We start from the raw sequence: 25,367 nt of genomic DNA, 5'->3' as shown, positions 1-25,367 counted from the left end.
GAGAATTAATTGCCCTCACGCAGCTGGCGCATGCGCTCAGCAACAGCAGGGTCAACGTTGGAGGCAGCGCTTCCCTCGATGGACTTCTGAGCCTCGCCACCAGAGAGCTCGTTGCCACCGTTCATTTCTGCGCGGATTTGCTCCAGGCGAGAGTGCCCAGCAAGCTGAACGCCTGCGGCCTCTACCTCAGCCATACGCCCCTGAACCGAGTTCTGAGCCAGCTCAGCCTGACCAAGAGCGTTAGCGTAACGACGCTCAATCTTGTCACGAACCTGATCCAGATTAGGTGTAGCCCCCGAAGAAATCTGATTCATCGACTGCAGGGACTCAGAGACCTTCTCCTGCATCTTTGCTTGCTCCAGCTGGCTGAGGAGCTTTGCGCGCTCCGCGACCTTCTGCTGCAGCTGCATGGAATTACGCTCGACGGCCTTCTTAGCCTGGGCTGCCTGCTGCAGCGACTGATCGTGCAGAGCCTTCAAATCTTCTACCGACTGCTCAGCAGTAACCAACTGAGCTGCGAAAGCCTCAGCTGCGTTCTCATACTCCGTAGCCTTGGCGGTATCCCCCTCAGCACGAGCCTTGTCAGCGAGCTGCAATGCCTGACGAGTGTTCCCCTGCAGCTTCTCAATCTCAGCGAGCTGACGGTTAAGGCGCATTTCCAGCTGGCGCTGATTACCAATCACCGCCGCTGCCTGCTGCGATAGTTCCTGGTGCTGCCGCTGGGCATCCTCGATAGCCTGCTGAATCTGCACCTTCGGATCAGCGTTTTCCTCAATCTTGGAATCAAAAGCGGCCATCAAGTAATTCCACAGCTTTACAAATGGATTAGCCATAGCGTCCCATACACCTTTCTTATTGCAACTACCTCAAAGCAGGTCTGTGCTTATCGCGCACCCAATCTTAACTAAAGCCGAGCGTCTTCGGGTGCTAAGTACCGGAGCAATGGAATGAAATTCCACCGCCGCAACCAATTTCTACATCGCTGCCAATTCTGGGCTCGCCGAATGCAGGGCCATCGCTGTGGCTGCTTCCATCATCAAATCCGACACCGTCACACCAAGCGCCGCGCATACCGACGCCAGCAGCTCAGATGAGACTTCTTTCCGTCCACGCTCAAGCTCAGACAAATAACCAGGGCTAATAGCCGCATTTTCAGAAAGCTCACGCAGCGTCTGTCCACTGCGCGAACGGATATCACGCAGCGTCTCCCCCAGTGCCTCTCGCAGGAGTGGCTCACGGGATTCTCCCCGTTCCGCCAAATCCTGTGCCGTTAACTTTGCAACCGATCCAGGCTGCTCCCCTACAGCCACCCGCGCCGACGGTGCTGTGGCATCCATGGAAGCTTCGAAAGCGGCAGCGCTATCTACCTCTGGGTAGCGAATGGTCATAAGTGCAGTATTGTTGGTCATCACTTTCTCTAACGCTTTAGAAGGCCGACCTGTTCCCAATTTTCAAAAATTCTACTCACCGTCGAGATTCTGCAACAACAGTTCTAACGCCAATACCACTGCTTGACGACGAATCTCCGCGCGCGACCCCTCTTTATTCACCGGCAACCTAACAGCAGTTACCCCATCAAGGTACGAAACTCCCGGCGGTTTCAGACCACACCAGACTTCACCTACTGGGTGCCCATCCTGCATCGCTGGACCAGCAACGCCAGTTAGCGAAATCCCCCAGTCCGCCACTGCTTTATTTGCCACTCCAAGTGCCATATACCGGGCCGTCAACTCGGACACGGGGCCATATGCGGCCAAAGCATCCTTTGGCACGTCGGCAAGCAACGCCTTCGTGTCAGTGGCGTAAGTGACCACGCCACCGCGGAGAACGGCGGAGGCTCCCGGTACGGAGGCAACTGTAGCGCAGAGAAGACCTGCGGTAAGTGATTCTGCGGCTGCAAAAGTCTCGCCACGAGCCGTAAGCGTTTGGACGAGTTGAAGCGAAACGCCATCGACACCGTCAGCGTTTTCGTCGCTCTGGGCGAGGCGTTCGACTGTGTTCACAGCTTTACCCTCCACTTAATTTCTCTACGAGACCTTTCGCGCATCCACAATGTACTGGATACCAGTACCGACGGTGACGACAATGGCGGCAACCATCACAATCCAGGACGGCCAGAACAACCAGTCCACTGGCATCAGGAAGAGCCCCACTGCTACAGACTGCAGGACCGTCTTTATCTTGCCGCCCCGAGAAGCCGGAACAACACGCCCCTGACGCAGGGCGAACATACGCCAGATGGTGATACCACCTTCGCGAATCACGATGATGACAGTCACCCACCACGGCAGAATGTCGATGATGTTCATACCAATCAGCGCAGCCAGCATTAGAGCCTTATCGGCAATCGGATCGGCAATCTTGCCAAAGTCGGTAATGAGGTTACGGCTACGTGCGAGGTGCCCGTCCAACTTGTCAGTCGCCATCAGAAGCGCGAATACGACAAACGACCACCAGCGCCAATTGGTGGCTTCGCCGCCCTCCTGAAGAAGTACCCACAGGAACACCGGTACTCCGAGGATGCGAAGCACGGTCAGGAAATTGGGCAAGTTCCAGTTGGAAACACGGCTTGTATCAGCACTTGGAGCAGTCACAGTTGTTACCTTATCTCACAATCGTGTTCGATTAACGCCCAGGCTCGTTCTTACCGGTGTGTGAACCGTTAGTTTCGCTGCCGGCCGACGCTGACCCCTCACTGACAGAAGTAGAGGAAGCGTGAGAGCCGAGGCCATCGCGGCTTCCATCATCATCGTGGTGAACACGCGGAAAGGCAATCGCACCCATGTTTTCATCACGCTTGATCTTGAGCCACGATGCCAGGACAGTCACCACCAGAACGATGACGATGACCGCCAGCGACGCCCAGGTCGATACTTCAGGCACCGACACGTTCTCACCGCTGTTGATAAACGGCAGGTTGTTTTCATGCAGTGCGTGCAACAGCAACTTCACACCAATAAAGGCAAGGATGACACCCAGGCCATAAGCCAGGTACACCAAGCGATCCAGCAGACCGTTGAGCAGGAAGTACATCTGTCGCAAACCCATGAGAGCAAGGGCATTTGCAGTAAAGACAATATATGCCTCATCCGTCAGGCCGTAGATAGCCGGGATAGAGTCAAACGCAAACATCACATCGATAAAACCGATGGACACCAGCGCGATGGCAAGTGGAGTCAAGTAACGCTTGCCGTTTTCCTTAACGGTCAGCTTGTCCTTGTTGTAATGGTCCGAAATTGGGACGATTCGACGCAGCCATTGAATCAGCTTCATATCCGACGGATCGGGTTCCGGCTTATCGACGGCTTCGTCGTACACCGTCTTGATAGCCGTGTAAATCAGGAAGATTGCAAACAGGTAGAAAACGTCAGACCACTTGGCAATAACTGCCGCACCAGCCCAAATGAACAGGCCTCTGAATACCAGCGCCATCGCAATACCGAACAGCAAAACCTTTTGTTGGTACTGGCGCGGAATCTTGAATGCGCCGATGATGAGTGCAAAGACAAATAGATTGTCTACGCTGAGCGCCTTTTCGGTGATATAGCCCGATAGAAACTCAATGCCTCGGTGGTGATCCCATAACAACCACACCATTCCGCCGAAAATTAATGCCAAGACTACGTAGAAAGCGGTCCAGATGCCGGCTTCCTTCATAGTTGGGTTATGCGGCGTGCGAACGTGTGCATAGAAGTCAAAGGCGATAAAACCCATGACGACCACAATGGTGATAATCCATACCAATGCGGGGACATGCATATTAAAAAAGACCTCCGGTCGTGCGAACATGAACCGGAGGTCTCTCCTGCTTCTGCCATAGTGGCAAAAGTGACGGCACCGGGATTCGATGTGCGCAAGACGAGTCTGTGCGTCCAATCCGTGCTGACGATAACCGTCACGGGCTAGCGGAAAACATCCACTTTTACCGGGGATACTCCCCTCCACGTGTGCCGACTATACACGCAATCAGAAACGGCGGTAAGGCTGGGTCGTCCTACGCCATAGACTGATTCGGATCAGCGTCGACTACGTTTACTTCTTCCTTAGGAGCATCCTCCGGGTTTGCGCCCTTGATCATCCACTTAATGGTTTCGAGCTCCTCTGGTTTGACCAGCACCTCACGTGCCTTAGATCCCTCTGACGGTCCAACCACTCCGCGAGTTTCCATCAGATCCATCAGTCGACCGGCCTTGGCGAAACCGACTCGCATCTTGCGCTGCAACATCGAGGTCGATCCGTGCTGTGCGGTGACCACCAGCTCGACTGCCTGAAGCAAATCTTCCAGGTCATCTCCGATATCGGGGTCAATGTTGCGCTCAGCCTCAGCACTCTTATCCTCCGTGACACCCTCGGTGTAATCCGGCTCGGCCTGCGCCTTAGCTGCATCGACTACTGCCTGAATCTCTTCGTCTGTGACGAAGGCCCCCTGAAGACGTCGCGGCTTGCCTGCACCCTGTGGGATGAACAGGCCATCGCCCATACCAATGAGCTTTTCAGCACCGCCCTGGTCAAGAATGACGCGGGAGTCCGTGAGCGACGAGGTAGCGAATGCCAGTCTCGATGGCACGTTCGTCTTAATCAAGCCGGTGACCACATCCACAGACGGACGCTGCGTAGCCAGCACCAAGTGGATACCGGCAGCACGGGCCTTTTGCGTGATGCGCACAATCGCATCTTCGATATCGCGGGGTGCGGTCATCATCAGGTCTGCCAACTCGTCAACGACACAGACAATGTACGGGTACGGACGGTACTCGCGCTCCGAGCCAAGTGGGGTCGTAATCTCACCGGACTTGACCTTACGGTTGAAGTCCTTGATGTGACGGACGCGGGCGGCCTTCATGTCCATGTAGCGCTGTTCCATCTCTTCAACCAGCCACTGCAGAGCCGCCGCGGCCTTCTTCGGCTGAGTGATGATTGGCGTAATCAGGTGAGGAATCCCCTCATATGGAGTCAGCTCGACCATCTTCGGGTCCACCAGAATCAGGCGGACATCCTCCGGGGTCGCACGAGTCAGCAGCGAAACCAACATCGAATTTACGAACGCGGACTTACCCGAACCGGTCGAACCGGCAACGAGAAGGTGCGGCATTTTCTGGATGGAGTGCGAGATAAACTCGCCCTCAATATCCTTACCGAGACCGATCAGCATCGGGTCATCGTTCGCAACGGTCTTGGGCGCGTTGAGTACGTCGGCAAGCCGAACCATCTCACGGTCGTTGTTCGGCACCTCGATACCAACGGCCGACTTTCCCGGAATCGGAGTCAGTAAGCGGACATTGTCGGTCGCTACCGCGTAGGCAATGTTGGACTGCAGGTTCGTGATCTTCGAGACCTTCACGCCCGGGCCAAGCTCGACCTCGTAGCGAGTCACCGTCGGACCGCGAGAGAAACCAGTCACCGCAGCATCGACCTTGAATTCTGCGAATACTTCAGTAATCGCCTCAATCATGCGGTCGTTCGTCGCCGTACGTGTCTTGGGACGCTCACCTGGAATCAACAAATTAGTCGATGGCAGGTGGTAGTCAGATTCCGGCGTGCGTGCCGACGAACCGGAAGTACCCTCGGCATCCTTTTCCAATTCAGACTTCGGAGTTGTGGCCGGAATCTTAGAGGCATCGATACCAGAACGAGCGGCAATGGCATCCATTGTGCGGCGGGTAGCCTCAGACACTGCATCCCGCGAATCATCGACAGACGACTCGCCCTGCGGCGCGCTCGCCGGCTCTACGGCCTCAGGTTGAACAGCGGGCTGTTTCGGAGCTCGGGAATCGGAAACACAATTCCGTTCGCTGTTATTAGCTGCAGCAGCCTCCTGCGTCGGGTACTCGGAGTACTCGTCATAATCCTCGTCGACAGCGTGGTAGTTCGTGCCCCCGACAGCTGGAATAGTCGATTCTGTCTCAGCGGTGTCGCGATGTACTGCATCCGACTGAGCTTCCTCCACGTACTCAGCTGCCGGAAACGCCGGCTCCACTGGGGAAACTCGATTGGAGTGCGGTGCCCCATTCCGGACATCGAACACTGTGGTCTTTGCCGAATCGTAGTCGACATCCTCAACCTGACGGGCACGTCGCGGAGCCTGTCGGTTCCTCTGCGGCTCTTCGTCCAAAAGATCGTAGAGGTTACCGTCAGTATCCGGTTCGTCGTAAGGCGCGGGTTCGGGTGCGGATATACGGCTATCCGCGCCACGGCGGGACGCTCGGTAAGCAGGGCGACCGGTCGAACGAGACGAGGAATGTTGCGTGCGGCTGCTGTGGCTTGGGCGACGCTCAATTAGCTGCGTCGGCTGGTCAAAGTCCTCATCGGCATATGCGGTATCGGAATCCCAGCTCGCACGACGTTCCAGCATGTCATCGACATTGCCGTAGGGATCGTCCGATTCCGGCTCGTCGCCGGCACGACGCGAAGACCACTCGGAAAAGTTGAAGTATTCCTTAGTGGCATCGATAAGCTGGCGCACCGTCGCGCCAGAGAGCACCAGAGCGCCGTAAAAAACGATACCCAGCAACAAAACCACGGCGACCCACGAGGTAAACCCGGCTGCTAGCGGCGAACCGATATAACCACCAATTGCGCCACCAGCTGCACGTCGCCCCTGCCAGTCCGCAGGACGACCCGAGCCGATATGCACAATTGCGAGCAGCCCCACCACGATCAGCGAAGCTCCAGTGATGGTAGGTGTCAGACGTTCACGGCGCGGCATAGCATCCAGCATCATTAATACGGAAACAACACCGAGCAGCACCGGAAGTACAAAAGCGCCGATACCAATGAGCGTGCGCACTGCCGTTTCAATGAACTCCCCCACTGGCCCTGCCAGGTGGAACCATGTCGAGCCAGCGAGCACAATCGCCAACGCCAGCACGAGTAGTGCGAGGCCATCCTTCGATCCCGGTTCGCCACCCTCATCGAAGTCTGCGTCGAACTCGTCAGCTGGCACGGAGGCCGGTGCCGGCGGTTCAATTACATCGTCATAGCCGCTAGCTGCTTTACGACGCTTCCTACGGGGCTTCGTCGAAAAATCGGCGTCTCTTTCGCGCCGCGACATATTCTCCTCTTCGTTTCGCTTATTTTTGCGACCGCTGACCCGCCGGGCAAGACCGGCCACGCCGCGGGCAGTTTCAGTCCAGGCGCTGGCCAAGCTATTGGCCACGAACGACATGGCGCTAGGAGTGCGCTCGAATTCCTCCGTGGCGCTGTGCACGGGGTATCGCCGCGTGGCATCTGTCTCCGCAGAGCGGGAAGATCCACGACGATTGTCAGTTCTGGTTCGGCTGGTCGCAGACATGACCATTACCTTACAGCTAACACCGGATCGTTTTCACATTAGTCACACGCGTGTCATTGTTTAACAGGCGTGCTGTCGCGACCGTCCAGAACTGAGAACGTGATTTTAAAGACTGTTGCGCTTGATGCCCGATTCGTCACCGTCGATGGTGACGCGTACCTCGTCACGGCCATAGAGCCACAGCACCAGTTCCCCGACGCTTCCGCGGACAGTCACAACTGGAGCACCTTTAGCACTGTTGTCGATTAGGGTCACCGCAACTCCGTCGTCACGCATTAGCACCACGGTCGAGGTCGAACCGCGCAACATCATACGGCCGGCAGTAGTGACCAGACGCCACAGGTCCGACACTCCGGAGGGCGGCAGCTGACGAACGGTCCAGCCTTCCTGGGCACGACGGACATCCTCGTGATGGACGAAGTTCTCCGCAGCGTTGACGTAGCGGTCTGCCCAGTTCATTGGATTCCATCGCGGAGCACCACTACCCCACTTCCCCACCACTTCGACGTAGGGCATTCGATTGACCTCAGCGGTAACAGCATCGAGGCGGTCCGAAAGCGCCTTGACGAACATCCCGCCCGCGGCATCCAGACGGTTTTCACGAATGTACAGGTGGTTGGCAAGATCCCGGGTCGTCCACCCCTCGCACAAGGTCGGGGCGTCGGGGCCGACGCTGAGCAGTAGATTAGCTAGGTCTTCACGTTCCCGTTCAGCAAAAGTCATAGCTCCAGCCTAGACCAGGCACGGAGAAGCCCGCATCCACACGGTTGTAGGTGGATGCGGGCTCTTACGCTAAAAGACGCTCTAGAAATTTAGATACTTTCGCGCGACTCCTGGATTTCCTCATCGGTAACCTCTTCGGCTGCCTCAGAGGACATCGGCACGATTGTCGGAACAACCATCGGGCTGCGACGCCACTTCTGGTTAATGACACGCTCGGTGCGGCGACGAACTTCCTGAGCCATACGGTACGGGTTGTTCTCGCCACTGCCAGCCAGGTCAAAGAGAGTATCGTCAACGACCTGCTCGACGGTTTCGAGCACTTCCTTGGCGTCGTCCGAGTAACCGCGAGCCTGAGCCCGTGGCTTCTCCAACGGGCGGCCAGTGCGGTTATCAATGACGGCTGTGACGGTGATAAGACCACCTTCACGCATTTCAGCACGGTCTGCCAGCACGTCAGCGTCGACGTCACCCATGGTGACGCCATCGACGTAGAGGTTACCGACCGGAACCTGGCCAACTACACGAGCGCGGCCATCAACGAGGTCGACTACCACACCGTTCTGAGCCAGGACAACGTTCTCTGGCTTCACGCCAGTGGACACAGCCAGCTCCTTGTTGGCACGGAGGTGGCGCCACTCACCGTGAATCGGCATGACGTTCGACGGACGAGCTGCGTTGTAGAGGAACAGCAGCTCGCCGGCAAAGCCGTGACCGGAGGTGTGAACCTTCGCATCCTTACCGGTGATAACCGTGGCACCAATTTGGGCCAGCATGTTGATAACGCCGAAGACTGCCTCTTCGTTACCGGGCACCAGCGAAGAACTGAGGATAATCAGGTCGCCATCACGGACGGTGATCTGACGGTGCTCACGGCGGGCCATGCGAGACAGCGCAGCCATTGGCTCACCCTGCGTACCGGTAGTCACCAGCACGACCTTGTGGGGCGCCATGCGAGCGGCCTCGTTCATTTCCACAATGGTATTTTCCGGAGCGGTCAGCAGCCCCAATTCCTGCGCGATGCGCATGTTGCGAATCATAGAGCGACCGTTGAAGGCAACCTTGCGGCCAGCCTTAACAGCTGCGTCGATGACCGCCTGCACGCGGTAAACATTCGATGCGAAGGCCGCGACGATAACGCGCTGCTTGGCATCCATAATCAGACGGCGCAGAGTTGGAGCCAGCTCCGCCTCGGATCCCGAGAAGCCCGGAATCGTAGCGTTGGTGGACTCACACAAGAAGAGGTCGATTCCCTCATCACCGTAGCGGCTCAGCGCCGGCAGGTCAGTCGGCTTTCCGTCCGGCGGGGTCTGATCCATCTTCACGTCACCGGTGTGGACGACCATGCCGGCTCCGGTCTTAATGACGATGCCAAGGCACTCCGGAATCGAGTGGTTGACATTGAAGAAACGCAGATCGAACGGGCCACGCTGAATGTGGCTGGTGTCGTTGACCTCGATGACCTTCGGGCGCTGACGGTGTTCCTGTGTCTTGGCCTGAATCAGTGCCAGGGTAAAGCGAGAAGCAATAATCGGGATGTCCGCGCGCTGCTTGAGCAACCAAGGGATAGCACCGATGTGGTCCTCGTGACCGTGGGTGACCACGAGAGCTTCCACGCGATCCCACTTGTCTTCCATGTAGGAGAAGTCAGGCAGGATCAGGTCAACACCCGGCTCATCCGAGCTCGGGAACAGCACGCCGCAGTCGACGATGATCAGGCGGTTCTTGTACTCCAACACGGTCATATTGCGACCGATTTCGGAAATACCGCCCAGTGCAACCACGCGCAGGCCGTCCTTGGGGGCCTTCGGCGGTGCAGGAAGACGCTGGGTCAAGTCCGCACCCTGCATCGACTGGACTACGTTACGACGGTTGCCACCGCGTCCGCCACGGCCACCCCTCGAACTATTTCCGCGATTACCTCCACGGCCACCGCGACCACCGCGGGAACCGCGGTTGGAAGAATTCGAGGAACCTTGGGACTTCTTAGCGTTACCGGAGTTCTTACGCTCACCGGAACGCTGCGAGGACTTCGAGCCGTTGGATTTAGCTCCACCCTTGTCGGAACCCTTGGATGCAGAGTTATTGGACTGCTCTGCTGCAGCCACGTCGGACTCGGAAGGCGGACCAGCCTTACGAGTTACCTTGCGGGCGCGATTGCGTCCTTCAGCCACTACAGAACACCTGCCTTCCGCATAGCTTCTTCAAGCACCTCAAGCTGCTGGTCATTTGCTGCAATTTGCGGCAAGCGTGGATCTCCTATCTCAATGCCCTGCAGACGCAGAGCGGATTTAGCAAAACTTACACCACCAAGTGCAGCCTGAGCGGCAAACAGCGGAGTCATCTTCGCGTGGGCAGCCTGCGCACCAGCAAGGTCTCCCTTGTCAAAGCAAGAGCGCACCTCAGCCAGCAGCTGCGGGGCTGCATGTCCAATAACGGAAATAAACCCGGTGGCGCCAATAGACAGCCACGGAAGGTTCAGCACATCGTCACCGGAGTACCACGCCAAATCAGTATTAGCGATAATGCCGGCGGCAGCTCCCAAATCCCCCTTGGCGTCCTTAACAGCCTGGATTCTCGGGTGCTCCGCCAACCGGTAAATGGTATCAACTTCAATCGGAATAACCGAACGCGGTGGAATGTCATACAGACACACCGGCGCCTCGGTTGCGTCAGCCACTGCCGTAAAGTGACGGTACAGCCCCTCCTGGGACGGCTTGGAGTAATACGGCGTGACGACGAGCAGCGCATCCGCGCCCGCCTCCACAGAAGCCTTTGCCAGCTCGATGGACCCGGCCGTGTCATTGGTGCCGGCACCGGCCACGAGCTTAACCTCGTCACCCATCTCTGCACGGACAGCTCGGAGAAGCTCAAGCTTTTCCTCAACCGTCGTAGTAGGCGACTCGCCGGTAGTACCGGCCAGAATGAGTGCATCGCAGCCACCGTCTACAAGATGACCAGCGAGCTGCACACCCGCCTTGACATCGAGGTTTCCGTCCTTATCAAAAGGGGTCACCATAGCTACGGCGACGGTGCCGAAAATGTCAGCACCGCGAGTTGACGCAATTCCTGTGCTCATTGTTGACTACCTTTTCTTAAAAATCTCAATCGACTATATCTTCACACTGTACGTGCGATTACCCCTCGAAGGCGTAAGGACTCGACGCGACGACCGACCCATCCTTCAGAGTGTTAATCTCAAAATCCCCAAAAGCAACAGGAGCACAGCGCTGCAGCTCCCGCAGGCAAGCCACTGCCAACTCCCGAATTTCAGCATCGGCATGCTCAGTCGCACGCATCGAAATGAAGTGGCGCCAAGACCGGAAATTACCAGTAACCACGATTCGAGTTTCGGTGGCATTGGGCAAAACCGCCCGGGCTGCCTGGCGTGCCTGCTTTCGCCGCAAGATAGCGTTGGGCTCGTCGGCCCACTTCTCTTCCAGTGCGTCTAATAACTCACCATAGGCGAAACGGGACTGATCAACCGCGCTTTCGAAAACTCGCAACAGATCCGGGTCCTCCGCAATTGCGGGAGGAACCACAACATTGTTGGAACTGGCCGGCACAAACCGCTGCGACAACTGCGAAAAGGAAAAGTGGCGGTGCCGTGTGAGTTCATGTGCACACGAGCGCGACAGCCCACGAACATAGATGCTTGCACTTGCGTGTTCAAAAAGTGAGGTGTGGCCTACCTCAAGCACATGTCGCAGATATCCCCTATTCGTCGCCGTTCGTGGATTGGGCTTGTCCCACGTTTCATAACAAGCCCTGCCGGAGAACTCAATCAATGCTTCCCCACCATCGGCATCGGTATCAAAGTCGATGTCCTCCGGCGGGAAGAAGTTGGTCGCGGCGATTAGCTGCGCCTTGAGAGTGACATTTTCAGACATTTTCAGTTAACTCCCGGCCATTAAAGTCCCAGGAACGGCTCCAGTCCCACAGTCAGGCCCGGAAAATCCTCAATCTTGCGCACACCCAGCAGAACGCCTGGTACGAAGCTGGTGCGCGAGTAGGAGTCCTGCTTGATGGTGAGCGACTGCCCTTCTGCACCAAAGATAACGGTCTCGTGAGCCACCGAACCGGTCATACGGACTGCGTGCACCGGAATGCCCTCGACCTCAGCACCGCGAGCACCATCGAGAGTTTGCTCAGTGGCGTCCGGCTGCTCCCCCATGCCGGCTTCCTTGCGAGCACGAGCAATAGCCTCAGCAGTGTGGATAGCGGTGCCCGAGGGGGCATCCTTCTTAAAAGGGTGGTGCATTTCGATAACTTCAGCGGAATCGAAGTACGGAGCGGCTAGCTCCGCCATCTTCATCGTCAGTACCGCGGAGATTGCGAAGTTCGGTGCAATAAGAACATTGGCCTCACCGGCGGCGTCGTCAAGCCAGCGCTGCACCTGATCGAGGCGCTCCTTGGTAAAACCCGTAGTACCCACGACGGCGTTGATGCCATTCTTAATGCAGAACTCAAGATTGCCCATCACAGCGTCGGGCTGAGTAAAGTCAACAATGGTCTGCACACCAGCGGTGACAAGTTCATTCAGGTCATCGCCAGAGTCGAGACCCGCTGCCAGCTCCAAATCGTCGGCGGCTTCGACTGCCTCGCAGATGGTGGACCCTACCTTGCCCTTGGCGCCAAGTACGCCGACCTTGATATTGCTCACAGCTATTGTCCTTTCCCAACGGGTTTATCTTTCTCCCTTACCTTAGAATGTGTTGGCCAACTTGTGTGCCAATGCCCCCGTCCGCTTTGCCTTTTTGTCGACTTACGACGGGGTTTTTGTTGCGCTAAGATTCCATATCTTCGACAATTACCTATTTCTGTACCGATATATAGAAAGAGACTTCAATTGGTTTCTGAATCTGAAGATTCCGAACTCAGCCCAAGTTCGGAGGCACCACAGGCCGATGCGCCCAAAAGTGCTTATATGGCCATTTACGTGCTACTAGCTGCGGCATTCATGGCTATCTTGAACGAGACGGTCATGAGCGTCGCAATTCCCGTCGTCAAGGCGGACCTCGGAATCAGCGCAGCTACCGCAGGCTGGCTGACAACATCGTTCCTACTGACCATGGCAGTTGTCATTCCGGTCACTGGATTTCTCATTTCGGCAGTGCCGTTCCGCATTCTTTTCGCGGTCAGTCAAGGACTATTCGTCGTGGGCACTCTCATCGGTGCTTTCGCGCCAAACTTCGCGATCGTTCTGCTCGCACGCATTGTCCAAGCGTCCGGTACCGCAGTGCTGCTGCCGCTGCTGATGACCACGGTGCTCAACGTAGTACCGGAGCATGAGCGCGGGCGCATGATGGGACGAATGAGCGTGGTCATCGCTGTCGCGCCTGCTATCGGACCGACCATCTCCGGTCTCATTCTGGAGATTGCCAATAACAATTGGCATGCGCTTTTCGACACGATGTTGCCGCTCGGCCTAATTGTGCTGGTAGTGGGCGTCATCCTCGTTCCCAATATTGAGGAAAACTCCGCGAAGCCCATCGATATCCTCTCGGTGTTCCTCAGTGCCGGCGCATTCGGCCCGCTGGTGTACGCGCTGAGCCGCGTAGGCGCAGAGTTTTCGCTTATCGACGGAATCCTGTGCGCAGTCGGCATCGTGCTGTTGGTGTTCTTCATCATGCGCCAGCGCCGTTTGGCACCGCACAACCGAGCTCTGCTGGATCTTCGAACCTTCCGCACAAAGAGCTTTAGGCTGTCCACAATCATTCTGACCATTGGTTTCATGCTGATGTTCGGTGTGATCATCATTTTGCCGCTCTACCTCAATCTGCGAGGTGTCGACGTCAAGACTATTGGTTTGATTGTGATGCCTGGTCCACTGGTTATGGGTCTGATGGGACCGGCTGTCGGCCGGCTCTTTGACAGCTATGGTCCGCGCCCACTGGCAATTCCCGGCTCCATTGTCCTTGCCCTCGGTCTTTTCGGGCTCGGCTTCATCTCAGCATCGACTCCGCTATGGTGGATTGTCGCCTGCCACATCGTCCTTGAGATTGGCCTGGGGCTGCTGTTTACTCCGCTGTTCACATTCGGTCTTGGTGATCTTCCGAAGCGCCTCTACCCGGATGGCTCAGCAATCATGAACACGCTACAGCAGGTTGCCGGCGCTGTCGGTACCGCACTGTTTGTGGCGCTGTCAGCTGTTATTGCCACTGGCCTGTCCGGCACTGGTGCAGCAGCTCCTGCCGCCGACGACTTGATTCGTGGCTATAGCATTGCGATGTTTACCGCCGCGGGATTTGCCGTGGTGCTAATCTTCCTCACCACGCTGCTCAAGCCGCAGCGGAAGAAGATTGCATTACAGTAGCCCCCCCCAAGACCGGGGGGAATACCGCCTAAACTAGGCGGCTTGCTCCCGGCCCGGGATTTCCAACGAAAAACTCCGGTTCCGGCATTCCTCTGTCACGGAAGGCCGACGCAACTGCATTCGCTGCAGCACTGACACGGTCGTGTGGCAGCAGCGCAATGGCACTGCCGCCAAAGCCACCGCCAGTCATTCGGGCACCAAGCGCCCCCTGCTCAAGCGCTACGTCCACAGCAAGATCCAGCTCTGGACAGGAAACTTCGTAGTCATTCCTCAGCGAAAGATGGCTTACCACCATCAACGTGCCAAAGGCCTCGAAGTCCCCCTCGGAAAGCTTTTCAATCGCCTGTGCCGTCCGGTCAATTTCGGTAACAACGTGACGTACTCGGCGCGCCACGGTATCAACCCATTGATCCCTATCTGCCTCAGCTGGGACGTTCTCCTTCGCCCAATTGATAGCAGCACCAACTGCATCATCCAGACCGCGGAAATCAGATACCCCAAGACCATTTGTCACGGCATCGATGATTCCGCGACGCGTCGCATACTGACCATCCGAGAGACTATGCCGAACGTTGGTGTTGATTACCAAAACCTCTAGGTCCTCGTCTGCGAAAGCAGCCTTTACAAGCTGGTCAGAACTCTTCGCAAAATCAATGACCAGTGCGTGGTTTTCCTTGCCCTTGATGGAAATACGCTGATCCAGACCGCCGGTAGAGGCACCAATGACCTCATTTTCTGCGCGGATAGCCGCCTCAACAATTCCCTGCTGCTCTTCATCGTTTGGTGCGCGCCCGTGGACGAGCTCAAAGGCTGCAACGCCGACAGAACACTCCAGAGCGGCGGAGCTGGAGAGCCCGGAACCGATCGGAACATCGGAGGAAATCGCAATGTCAAGGCTTGGACAATCCGCGGGCAACAGCCCTGCCTCACGCATAGCCCAGATAGTGCCAACTGCGTATCCCGTCCAATTTGCAGGAGAGTTCGGACCGACATCGGACATTGCGATAGCAACCGGCTTGTCACCGTCTGCGGCGTCGTCCTTGTCCATCAAGTCCGAAACAACTCGCACTGTCCACGAGTCACCAGCAGCCTGGGCACCCACCGCTGCGAAAGTACTCTGTGCCAACGCGAATGGCAGACAGATACCACCGGCATAATCGACATGCTCGCCAATCAGGTTGACTCTGCCTGGGGCGCGGAAGACGCCCTGTGGTTCCGAACCGAAACTGCGGCGGAATTGCTCAGTTACGTCAGATACCGCCTGTTTATGGGAGCGAGTGGGAAGCCAGCGAGTCTGGCCAACTTCCCGGAAGCGGTCAGCGATTGCCTCCGGGGTCGTGTCCGAAATCCAGGCTCCTTGCCCGGACTCTGAACCCGCGAGGAACTTCATGCGTCCTGCAGAGCGCATCATGGAATAGAGCTGCAGGTGGAGGCGGCCAAACTGGTGATCCTCGCCTACCGGAGCTTGGTTCCATGCTGCGATGTACGGCGTTTTGTCGATGCCGGGGAAGAATCGGTCAATACGTCGCAGCAGGTCAAGGTACATTGCTGTCAGTTCGTCCTTCTCCGCATCGGTCAGCTCCTGAAAACTACCGACAGCGCGGTTAGCCATAATCATGACTTCGACTGGCCACTTAGCTGCAGCTGGGACGAATGCGGTGAAGTACTCCCCTTCTGCGATGATCCGTCGACCTGAAGCCTTTTCGGCCTCCAGGACATCCTCAAAGAGGTCACGACCGGTGGTTTCGAAGTGGGCTTTCGCGCGTGAAACAATGGCTGCCGCACGTGGGGGCAGATACGGGTACGAGTAAATCTGCCCATGAGGATGCTGCAGCGTTACCCCAATTTCCTTGCCCCTGTTTTCAAAGGGGAACACCAACCTCACACCTTCGAGCTTGCTGAGTTCCGCAGTGCGGTGCGCCCACGCTTCAATAACGGTGCGAGCACGAGTAAAGGTCAGATCCCGGAAGGAGTCCGAAACATTCGGGGTAAAGCAGACAACCTCGCACCGAGCCAAGGCCGGCTTCCGCGGGAAAATCTCGGCGCCGTCGACAGTTTGGGCAAAGTCATCCGGAACTTCCATGTGCATGGAAAGCGAAGGGAAGCGGTTTTCAAAAACCACCACGTCGTAGTCACTGGCAGGCACCTCTGTGGGAAGTTGTTCCGGCAGCGTCGGAGCTAGTGGGTTCTCACCAGCAGGAGGCATAAAGGTGCGGTTCATGCGGTGCGCCGCGTAGCAGTACCAATCACCTGTCAGCGGATCTTGGCGCAGCTCCGACTCCGTAATCGCCTGTGGCAAATCACGTTCGTCGGTTAACTTTCGAGTCTTTTTGCCCGAGACATAGTCCGGTTCATCGTCGAAGTAGATTAGCTCGCGACCGTCGGCAAGCGTAGTGCGCGTTACCGAAAAAGCGTGAGAAGGCTGGTCATCGGTTGTCATTTTTACTCCTTATGATTCTTCGACAACCGTTGGGCGCAGTTTTGCCCAGGCATAGAAAACGATTGCAAAGAGAAGCAGGGCTATGCCGCTGTACAGGTTATACATCGGCTCTTTGGCAACACTGGTCTCCGGGTTAACTCCAGGATCGAGGAACAGCCACGACAGCAACAAAATGATGCCGTAAAGACCAAGCAGCGCCCCAATGACATTGCGAATGTCAAAGGCACCTGCTTTCTTATTACCGGTGCTGATAGTCGCTTCTACAGTTGAATTGTTGTGTGTCCGTGACATGATTTCTCACTAGCTCCTATGCGAAAACGATGTTAAGAACTACGGCCATCACCAGGCACAAAATACCCAGCGGAACAGTTCGCTGTAACAATGGCAGCTCTGCCTCAGCAGCGTCTGTGAAGTGAGCCTTCGGCGTGACGGACTTGACGAAGCCCACCAGCTCCTCATCGGGTTTCGGCGTTGTCATGAGCGAAACGACCACAGCCACCACAATATCGACGACGAATGCCACGGAGGCGGCAGCGAACGCAGTGCCTTGCCCCGGCAGCTCAAAGATGGTTGCGCTTGCCGACGTGAACTCGGAGATGTACCAGTACAAAATCGCAGCACCCGTTCCTGCGAGCAGAGACGTCCAACCTGCTGTCGGCGTCATGCGCTTCCAGAACATACCGATAAGGAAGGTAGCGAACAACGGTGCGTTGAAGAAGCCGAATAGCGTCTGCAGGTAGTCCATGACGTTGCCGAAATTATCGGCAATCAATGCGGTGAACACTGCGATGCCGGTCGCGCCAATGGTAGCGATACGACCAACCTTGAGGTAGTAATCATCTGCTCGATTTTTGACGACGTAGGTCTGCCAAATGTCGTAGCTAAAGACTGTGTTGAACGCGGAGATATTCGCCGCCATACCTGCCATAAAGGCTGCTAGTAGCCCTGCAATAGCGATGCCCAGCAGGCCGTTGGGAAGCAAATCTCTCATTAGGTACAGAATTGCGTCGTTAGGCTTGGCAGTCTGATCCATGATGGGTGCGACAGTCGCGCCGGCGATCATGCCCGGCAGCACCACGATGAACGGAATGAACATCTTTGGAAACGCGCCGATAATTGGAGTCTTGCGTGCGGCCGACAGCGAATCGGCTGCCATGGATCGCTGAACCTCCACGAAGTTCGTTGTCCAATAGCCAAAGGACAGCACGAATCCCAAACCGAATACCAATCCGATGACTGAAACTACCGGGTTGTCAAAACCAGAAATATCCGTGCCCGGCCAGGTGTGGAAGTGCGATTCAGTGGCAACTTTTTCCTTAAGCCCCGACCAGCCGCCGACGCTGTGCAGACCGATTAGAGTCAGTGGCATTAGAGCTGCGACAATCACGAAGAACTGAAGTACCTCGTTGTAAATCGCTGCGGACAGTCCGCCCAACGTGATGTAGGACAGCACAATGACTGCAGCGACGACCAATGTCAGCCACAGTGGCCAGCCGAGTAGCGCATTGACCACTTTGGCCAGCAGCAAAAGGTTGATACCCGCGATGAGCAGCTGCGCGACGGCGAATGAAATCGCGTTGACAAGGTGCGCTCCGGGACCAAAACGACGCAGCATGAATTCTGGTACTGAGCGAACCTTGGAGCCATAGTAAAAGGGCATCATGACAATGCCCAGGAACACCATGGCGGGAACCGCACCAATCCAGAAGTAGTGCATGGTCTGGAAACCGTATTCCACACCATTTGCGGACATACCGACGATTTCCACTGCGCCTAGGTTGGCTGAGACGAACGCCAACCCTGTCACCCAAGCCGGCAGTGAGCGCCCAGAGAGGAAGAAGTCAATGGAGCTGGACACTTTGGCTCGTGCAGCCCAGCCAATGCCTAGGACGAATAGGAAGTATAGGGCAACAATGGAGTAATCCACCCATGATGCCTCGAGCCGTAGGGCTGATTGCGCCACTATCACGACGGCCTCCTCACAATTAGGGAGTCAAAACGTATTCAGGAAATGCACGAATTGGGATTTCTTTTTCTCGGCACCTGGCTGGTGCACGCCCATCAAGGCCGTGAAAGTGGCTCGACCTACCCCGAAGTGTGGGGCCAGATAGCCACTATCCGGAACAAAAGGAAGACCTATTCTTTTACATTCGTCCCCAAGTGTATTTTCCATTCTTAATTCCAGGTGAATTAATTAAGAAGGTTTTAACCCGATTGAGGGGGCTGCACTCTTCTGCGCTGGGAAAACTATTTTCCGCCCGTTTCCGCGCGCAGTCCCATGGCAAGAGTTGTTGTCTCTCCAGCCTGAACTCGCAGCAAACCGGTACCGGAGCGTAGCGCATCCGGCGGACATGTCATTGGCTCCACCGCAATCGCATTCCCGTGCCCAGGAAATCCTTCTCGTCGTCCAGCGTCGGCAACATAGACCTGGAAGAAGCGGAATTCATCATCGGCCCAGAGCACAGCACCCTTGCCATTTGGTCCAACCAAATGTGCTTCACGACGGCACGGTGAGTGACTCCCCGCTGCCTCCGCGGCAGCAAAGAAGCAGTGATCCAGCCACAGTCCATCCAGGGATACCCCCTCTCGAAGGCTGGGAACCACTGTCTCCGCTGGCACCGCTGGGCCGGCGGGCAAGTTTCGAATTGGCTCCAGTGGCAGGTTGTTATCAACGGGCAACCGTAGTGTGCAACTGCCGAAGTCAGCGCCCAACGCGCTTAAATAGGGATGCCAGCCCAGACCAAACGGGCACTCCCTATCGCTGCGATTATGCACTGTGAACTCCGCCGATAGGCCATCTGCAGACGTGACTTGCCAGCGCACGGTCATACCGAGTTCCCAAGGCCAGCCCGGTTGCGGCTCAACTTCCACGCCCAAGGTGACGCTGCTGTCATCAGAATCGACCACAGACCAAACGCGATCTGCAACAAATCCGTGAATAGCATTCGCCCGGGACGGCTCCGAAATATCTAGTCGATGGACTTCCCCATCAAAGATGAATACTCCGTCAGCGACCCTGTTCGGCCACGGAGCCAGGAGCGTACCTGCGGACAACGGTGGATTGAACCCTTTGGGATAGTCAGTCAGCAGTGGCAGGCCACAGTACTCCAGTGATCTCGGTCCACCACCGAACTGGGAAATACTTGCGACATAGCCACCGGCCGCAATGTCGATGAATTCATGATCGTGCGCGACAAGTTGCATGCGCAAATTACCTTCCACGTGGGTTCGAAAATTAATCCCTTCGAAACCCGAGATTAACCCAAAACAAAAGCGCGGTTAGGTCAATTTGTGACCTAACCGCGCCATCGCTACACGCGTTGTTGGAGGCTACCTAAAGCACATCCTCCGTCGCCAAGCATTAATCGTCTTCGACCGGAACCAGCGAGATCTTGCCGCGGTTGTCGATATCAGCGATTTCGACCTGAATCTTGTCGCCGACATTGATGACATCCTCGACCTTCTCGATGCGCTTGTCGCCACCGAGCTTGGAGATGTGGATCAGACCGTCACGGCCCGGAGTCAGGGAGACAAAAGCACCGAAAGCGACAGTCTTCACGACAGTGCCCAGGTAGCGTTCGCCGACCTTCGGCAGCTGCGGGTTAGCAATGGCATTAATCTGCTCGATTGCAGCGTCCGCGGCCTTACCGGAAGTTGCCGAGACAAATACGGTGCCGTCGTCCTCGATAGAGATATCAGCACCGGTTTCCTCGGTGATGCCGTTGATGGTCTTGCCCTTCGGACCGATGAGCTCACCGATCTTCGAAGCCGGAACCTTAACGGTGGTGATCTTCGGAGCGAGACCACTCATCTCGTCCGGAGACTCGATGACCTCAGCCATGGTGGACAGGATGGCCAGACGTGCATCACGAGCCTGGGACAGAGCATCGGCCAGAACCTTCGACGGAATACCGTCGAGCTTGGTGTCCAGCTGCAGTGCGGTAATGAAGTCCGCAGTACCAGCGACCTTGAAGTCCATGTCACCGAATGCGTCTTCGGCACCGAGAATATCGGTCAGTGCGACGAAGCGGTTCTCACCGTCAACCTCGCCGGAAACCAGGCCCATGGCGATACCGGCAACCGGAGCCTTCAGCGGCACACCGGCGTTGTACAGCGACAGAGTCGAAGCACAGACCGAGCCCATGGAGGTCGAACCATTGGATCCAAGAGCCTCGGAGACCTGGCGAATGGTGTACGGGAATTCCTCGCGGGACGGCACGACCGGCAGCAGAGCGCGCTCAGCCAGTGCCCCGTGACCAATCTCGCGGCGCTTCGGAGAGCCAACACGACCGGTCTCGCCGGTGGAGTACGGCGGGAAGTTGTAGTGGTGGATGTAGCGCTTGGAGGTAACAGGAGTCAGCGAGTCAATCTGCTGCTCCATCTTCAGCATATCCAAAGTGGTGACACCCAGAATCTGGGTCTCGCCGCGCTCAAACAGCGAAGAGCCGTGGGCACGCGGAATCAGACCGACCTCAACGCCCAGGTCACGAATGTCGGTGACACCGCGACCATCGATGCGGAAGCCCTCAGCCAGAATCTTCTCACGGACAATCTGCTTCATCACTGCGTTGTATGCAGCGCGAATCTGCTTAGATGCAGCTTGCTCGTCGACATCATCGGATACGAAGCGCTCCAGCAGCTGCCCCTCGACGTCCTCCATGTACTCATTGGTGGCGTCATCTCGTTCCTGCTTACCCGGAATGGTGAGCAGCTTGGCCAGCTTCTTAGCGGACTTCTTCTCGACTGCGTTAAAAATCTCATCGCTGTATGCCGGGAACAGCGGGAACTCCTGCGTTTCCTTCGCTGCGCGCTCAGCCAGACCCTTCTGTGCCTCACACAGAACCTTGATGTGCGGCTTTGCTGCCTCGAGGCCAGCGGCGACGATGTCCTCGGTCGGCGCCGGTGCACCGTCAGCAATACGCTTGACGACGGTCTCCCCTGCTCCGGCCTCCACCATCATGATGGCGACATCTTCGACGTTCTTGCCGCGACGCTTGCGGGTGACGATACGGCCAGCGACGACCATCTCGAACAGAGCCTGCTCGTGCTGCTCCTCGGTCGGGAAAGCGACCCATGCACCCTCTGGGTGCTTGTCATCAGCAACAAGCGCGATGCGGACGCCACCGACAGCGCCGGAGACCGGCAGCCCGGAAAGCTGAGTTGCAGCTGACGCGCCGTTGATTGCGACAACGTCGTAACGGTCCTTCGGATCCCAGGACATGACGGTGACAACAACCTGTACCTCGTTGCGCAGGCCCTTGACGAAGGTCGGACGCAGCGGACGGTCAATCAGACGACATGCCAGGATGGCATCGGTAGACGGGCGGCCCTCACGGCGGAAGAACGAACCCGGAATCTTGCCCGCAGCGTACATACGCTCTTCAACGTCGACGGTCAGCGGGAAGAAATCAAAGCCCTCGCGGGGCTGGTTGGAAGCGGTGACGGTGGACAGGAGCATGGTCTCCTCGTCCAAGTAGGTGGTCACCGAACCATCGGCCTGACGAGCCAGCTGGCCCGTTTCAAAGCGAATGGTGCGGGTGCCGAAATCACCATTGTCGATGGTGGCAACGGCCTCGGTAATACCGAAATCCTCATCAAAGAAAAATTCAACAGCCTTGCTGTTGGCCATAGGTTTCTTACTCCTAGAAATAGCGGCGATCATCGATGTCGCCTGTAAAAGATCGAATGAACTTCGTTTGCGTCACGCATTCTACCAGCTAACGCGGAAAGTTCTCGTATTGGACGGATCGGAGATCTCTCACTGCATCTGGGTTCTTGCACCTACGCGGGGTTCTAGGAGTTTGCGGGGCGGGGGGCACTTATCGATGACTTTTCTTGACTCATCGATGGTTTACCGTGTCTTATCGACGAATTACCGTGTCTTATCGATGGTGCCCCGGCACTTATGCGCACGCTTTCGATCAGCCCCTCCACCTGTCGATGAGGTATTCACTTGTGGCCACGCTACAGCGCATCGATGAGTGAATACCACAACGACAAGTGATCAAAAAAAAAGACCCGCCGTGAGCTTCCATCCAATGGAAACCCAAACGGCGAGTCTAAAAAGCTTAAAAGCCTTGAATTAACAGAGCAACTTACACCAATGAAGCTCTGACAAACAGGACCTTAAGGAGAACCTTAGCGACGCAGACCCAGGCGCTCGATCAGCTTACGGTAGCGCTCAACGTCGTTGTCCTGCAGGTACTGCAGCAGGCCCTTGCGGCGACCGACCAGCAGCAGCAGACCACGACGGGAGTGGTGATCGTGCTTGTGGAACTTCAGGTGCTCGGTCAGCTGACGAATACGTGCGGTCAGCAGTGCAACCTGAGCCTCCGGGGAACCGGTGTCGGTCTCGTGCAGGCCGAACTCCTTGAGAATCTCAGCCTTTTCTGCAGTGTTCAAAGCCATGTAAATCTAACTCCTTGAATCAAATTATGGTCGTTTTTTCAGTCCACATTCTCGGCTTTCCCGGAACCAAACAGCGTCTGGCAACTGGTTCCTCGCAACTGCTTGTGGACCGCAGTCACAGCCGACGTTTTACTTTAACAGCTAATCGGTCTTAGCCAAAATGGCTTCGGTGTCTGCCACGTCCTGGTTCATCCGGTCAATGAGCTCCTCGACCGAGTCGAACTTCTCCATGCCGCGAATCCGGTCGACAAACTCAACCTGCCCAGCGGTGCCGTAGAGGTCCGCATGACGGTCAATCACGTAGGCCTCGACCGTTCGATCAGTGTCTCCAAAGGTCACATTAGTGCCCACCGACACGGCCGCTGGGTAGCGCACCCCAAACTCGATATCGCCCTTCGGGTCCGGCTCCGGGCGGGCTGCCGTCGGCTGAACCGTGAACCATGCCGCGTAGACACCATCAGCCGGGATTGCCAGGCCCTCAGCGAAGTCAATATTGGCGGTCGGAAAGCCCAGCTGCGCTCCTCCACGCCCCTGACCTGGAAGAACATCACCATCGACACGGTAGAAGTACCCGAGACACGAGGCGGCTGCGGACACCGCACCGTCGGCAAGCAAACCGCGAATACGTGTCGACGAAACACGTTCGGTCGAGTCCGCGGCAGTGACGTCGAGAAGGTCGACGATGGTGACGTCGACCCCACACTTACAGCCGTGCTCCGGCATAGTCTCGGCGGTACCTGCGGCCTTCTGCCCATAGGTGAAGTTCTGGCCAACGAAGACGGCCTGTGCATTCAGCTTGTCGCGGACAACGGTGCGTACAAAGTCTTCTGCGGGGATGCTGGAGAAGTTCTTGTCGAAAGGCACGACAAGCATGGCATCGATTCCCTCCGCTTCTGCCAGCTCGGCGCGACGGGACACGGTGGACAGTGCCGGCGGCACCTTATCCGGGGCAAACAGCGCTACGGGATTGGGATCGAAAGTCATCAACAGCGACTTCACGCCACGAGCGCGAGCGTCACTGACCGCAGCAGCTATCAGGCGCTTATGCCCAAGATGAATACCATCGAACACTCCGATGGTTACGACCGTGTCCCCCAGGTCTTCGGGTGCATTGTCCAAGCCATACCAAATCTCCACAAAGAGCCAGTGTAACTGGTCACCGTTTAACACACCGCATATAGCGCAACATAGGATTGCGTCTATGACCGACTTCGATCCGATTGCAGACTCCGGCATTGTTATCGTCGACAAGCCCCAAGGCTGGACAAGCCACGATGTAGTGGGCAAACTCCGTCGCATCTTCCGCACCAAGAAGGTCGGCCACTCCGGTACCCTCGACCCAATGGCCACCGGTGTGCTCGTCCTCGGCATCGGCCGCGGCACCCGTTTCCTGCCACATGTCCACGCCGACACGAAGTCCTACCAAGCCACCATTCGACTCGGCGCTGCCACGCTTACCGACGACGCCGAAGGCGAGTTGCTCTCCGAATCCTCGGCGGCATCGGTGACTGATGAAATGGTTCGAGCGGAAATTGCGAAGTTCACCGGCACAATCATGCAAAAACCCGCGGCGGTATCAGCGGTGAAGATTGACGGTGTCCGCGCCTACGAGCGCATCCGCCGTGGTGAGAAGGTCGATATCCCTGCGCGCCCAGTGACGATCACCCGCTATGAGGTTCTGGACATCCGCCACGACTCCGATCCTTCGCGCCCCGGGGAGTGCATCGATATCGACGTGGAGGTCGACTGCTCTGCCGGCACTTTCATCCGCGCCCTAGCTCGTGACTTGGGGGATGCACTGAGAGTCGGTGGTCATCTCACTGCTCTGCGGCGTACTGCCGCCGGCGTTTTCACTATTGATGAGGCGTTGACTATCGACGAGCTCACGGCGAAGGCCGAGCAGTTCGACACCGCCCATCCAGAAATTGCGGAGATGCGACGCCCAGTCCCGGAGCGCGCCGCTTCCTTGCTGCCGATGAGTCTGGACGAGGCCTGCCTGCGTTGCTTTGATACCCGCGAAATTACTGAACAGCAGGCGGCTGATTTGGCTCAGGGCAAGTGGCTGGAGCCGATCGGAAAACCTGGAGTCTATGCGGCGGTGTCACCAACGGGAAAGGTTCCGGCGCTGCTCACAGAATCTGGCAAACGGGCTAAGACGGTCTTCGTGGTGCGCCCGGCCACGCTGTGACTAC

20 protein-coding genes are annotated in these 25,367 nt (G+C 56.9%); 2 read left to right on the top strand and 18 right to left on the bottom strand.

What is annotated here, in order from left to right:
• Positions 1-5 precede the first annotated feature (5 nt).
• The 11 genes from EGX79_05245 to EGX79_05195 form a co-directional block, all read right to left on the bottom strand.
• Entirely contained in the window at positions 6-833 is an 828-nt protein-coding gene (locus EGX79_05245; GenBank protein AYX81636.1) for a PspA/IM30 family protein, read from the bottom strand.
• A 141-nt stretch (positions 834-974) separates the two neighbouring features.
• Entirely contained in the window at positions 975-1,409 is a 435-nt protein-coding gene (locus EGX79_05240; GenBank protein AYX81635.1) for an XRE family transcriptional regulator, read from the bottom strand.
• A 51-nt stretch (positions 1,410-1,460) separates the two neighbouring features.
• Positions 1,461-2,003 (bottom strand): nicotinamide-nucleotide amidohydrolase family protein, encoded by a 543-nt coding sequence (locus EGX79_05235; protein ID AYX82736.1) that lies wholly within the window; start codon positions 2,001-2,003, stop codon positions 1,461-1,463.
• A 24-nt stretch (positions 2,004-2,027) separates the two neighbouring features.
• A complete protein-coding gene (gene pgsA / locus EGX79_05230; GenBank protein ID AYX81634.1) occupies positions 2,028-2,594 on the bottom strand; it encodes a CDP-diacylglycerol--glycerol-3-phosphate 3-phosphatidyltransferase in 567 nt (188 codons plus the stop codon).
• A gap of 31 nt (positions 2,595-2,625) precedes the next feature.
• Positions 2,626-3,759 (bottom strand): TerC family protein, encoded by a 1,134-nt coding sequence (locus tag EGX79_05225; protein ID AYX82735.1) that lies wholly within the window; start codon positions 3,757-3,759, stop codon positions 2,626-2,628.
• A gap of 235 nt (positions 3,760-3,994) precedes the next feature.
• Positions 3,995-7,291, bottom strand: a complete 3,297-nt coding sequence (locus EGX79_05220) for a DNA translocase FtsK (GenBank protein ID AYX82734.1) — start codon at positions 7,289-7,291, stop codon at positions 3,995-3,997.
• Positions 7,292-7,396: 105 nt separating this feature from the next.
• Positions 7,397-8,014: a TIGR03085 family protein gene (locus tag EGX79_05215; GenBank protein AYX81633.1), complete on the bottom strand. Its 618-nt coding sequence runs from the start codon at positions 8,012-8,014 to the stop codon at positions 7,397-7,399.
• Positions 8,015-8,103: 89 nt separating this feature from the next.
• Positions 8,104-10,185: a ribonuclease J gene (locus EGX79_05210; protein AYX81632.1), complete on the bottom strand. Its 2,082-nt coding sequence runs from the start codon at positions 10,183-10,185 to the stop codon at positions 8,104-8,106.
• A complete protein-coding gene (dapA, locus tag EGX79_05205; GenBank protein ID AYX81631.1) occupies positions 10,185-11,090 on the bottom strand; it encodes a 4-hydroxy-tetrahydrodipicolinate synthase in 906 nt (301 codons plus the stop codon). Before dapA ends, EGX79_05210 begins: the two co-directional genes overlap by 1 nt.
• A 58-nt stretch (positions 11,091-11,148) precedes the next feature.
• Positions 11,149-11,901, bottom strand: coding sequence for an FAD-dependent thymidylate synthase (locus EGX79_05200; protein AYX81630.1), 753 nt, complete (start codon positions 11,899-11,901; stop codon positions 11,149-11,151).
• A gap of 20 nt (positions 11,902-11,921) precedes the next feature.
• Positions 11,922-12,674 (bottom strand): 4-hydroxy-tetrahydrodipicolinate reductase, encoded by a 753-nt coding sequence (locus EGX79_05195; protein AYX81629.1) that lies wholly within the window; start codon positions 12,672-12,674, stop codon positions 11,922-11,924.
• 186 nt (positions 12,675-12,860) lie between these two features.
• Here EGX79_05195 and EGX79_05190 point away from each other — a divergent pair, with 186 nt between their 5' ends.
• Positions 12,861-14,327, top strand: coding sequence for a DHA2 family efflux MFS transporter permease subunit (locus EGX79_05190; protein AYX81628.1), 1,467 nt, complete (start codon positions 12,861-12,863; stop codon positions 14,325-14,327).
• 28 nt (positions 14,328-14,355) lie between these two features.
• Here EGX79_05190 and galK read toward each other — a convergent pair whose 3' ends face one another.
• From galK to EGX79_05155, 7 genes are all read right to left on the bottom strand, one after another.
• Positions 14,356-16,767 (bottom strand): galactokinase, encoded by a 2,412-nt coding sequence (gene galK / locus EGX79_05185; protein ID AYX81627.1) that lies wholly within the window; start codon positions 16,765-16,767, stop codon positions 14,356-14,358.
• Positions 16,768-16,776: 9 nt separating this feature from the next.
• On the bottom strand, positions 16,777-17,058 hold the full coding sequence (locus tag EGX79_05180; GenBank protein ID AYX81626.1) for a cell wall anchor protein: 282 nt from the start codon (positions 17,056-17,058) through the stop codon (positions 16,777-16,779).
• Between the two features lie 16 nt (positions 17,059-17,074).
• Positions 17,075-18,730, bottom strand: coding sequence for a Na+/galactose cotransporter (locus EGX79_05175; GenBank protein AYX81625.1), 1,656 nt, complete (start codon positions 18,728-18,730; stop codon positions 17,075-17,077).
• 284 nt (positions 18,731-19,014) lie between these two features.
• Positions 19,015-19,971, bottom strand: coding sequence for an aldose epimerase (locus EGX79_05170; protein ID AYX81624.1), 957 nt, complete (start codon positions 19,969-19,971; stop codon positions 19,015-19,017).
• A 157-nt stretch (positions 19,972-20,128) separates the two neighbouring features.
• Complete coding sequence (locus tag EGX79_05165; protein AYX81623.1) at positions 20,129-22,396, bottom strand: polyribonucleotide nucleotidyltransferase; 2,268 nt, start codon at positions 22,394-22,396, stop codon at positions 20,129-20,131.
• 509 nt (positions 22,397-22,905) lie between these two features.
• Positions 22,906-23,175 (bottom strand): 30S ribosomal protein S15, encoded by a 270-nt coding sequence (locus EGX79_05160; GenBank protein ID AYX81622.1) that lies wholly within the window; start codon positions 23,173-23,175, stop codon positions 22,906-22,908.
• A gap of 141 nt (positions 23,176-23,316) precedes the next feature.
• Positions 23,317-24,312 carry a bifunctional riboflavin kinase/FAD synthetase gene (locus EGX79_05155; protein AYX82733.1) on the bottom strand — a complete coding sequence of 332 codons (996 nt, stop codon included), beginning with the start codon at positions 24,310-24,312 and terminating at the stop codon, positions 23,317-23,319.
• 64 nt (positions 24,313-24,376) lie between these two features.
• Between EGX79_05155 and truB the strand changes: the two genes are divergently transcribed.
• Positions 24,377-25,363 carry a tRNA pseudouridine(55) synthase TruB gene (gene truB, locus EGX79_05150; protein ID AYX81621.1) on the top strand — a complete coding sequence of 329 codons (987 nt, stop codon included), beginning with the start codon at positions 24,377-24,379 and terminating at the stop codon, positions 25,361-25,363.
• Positions 25,364-25,367 lie beyond the last annotated feature (4 nt).

This window comes from Corynebacterium jeikeium, from assembly GCA_003955985.1.
In the GTDB taxonomy this organism is placed as follows: domain Bacteria; phylum Actinomycetota; class Actinomycetes; order Mycobacteriales; family Mycobacteriaceae; genus Corynebacterium; species Corynebacterium jeikeium_D.
The sequence above is the reverse complement of the archived record's forward strand: the minus strand, read 5'-3'. Positions and strand labels throughout refer to the sequence as shown.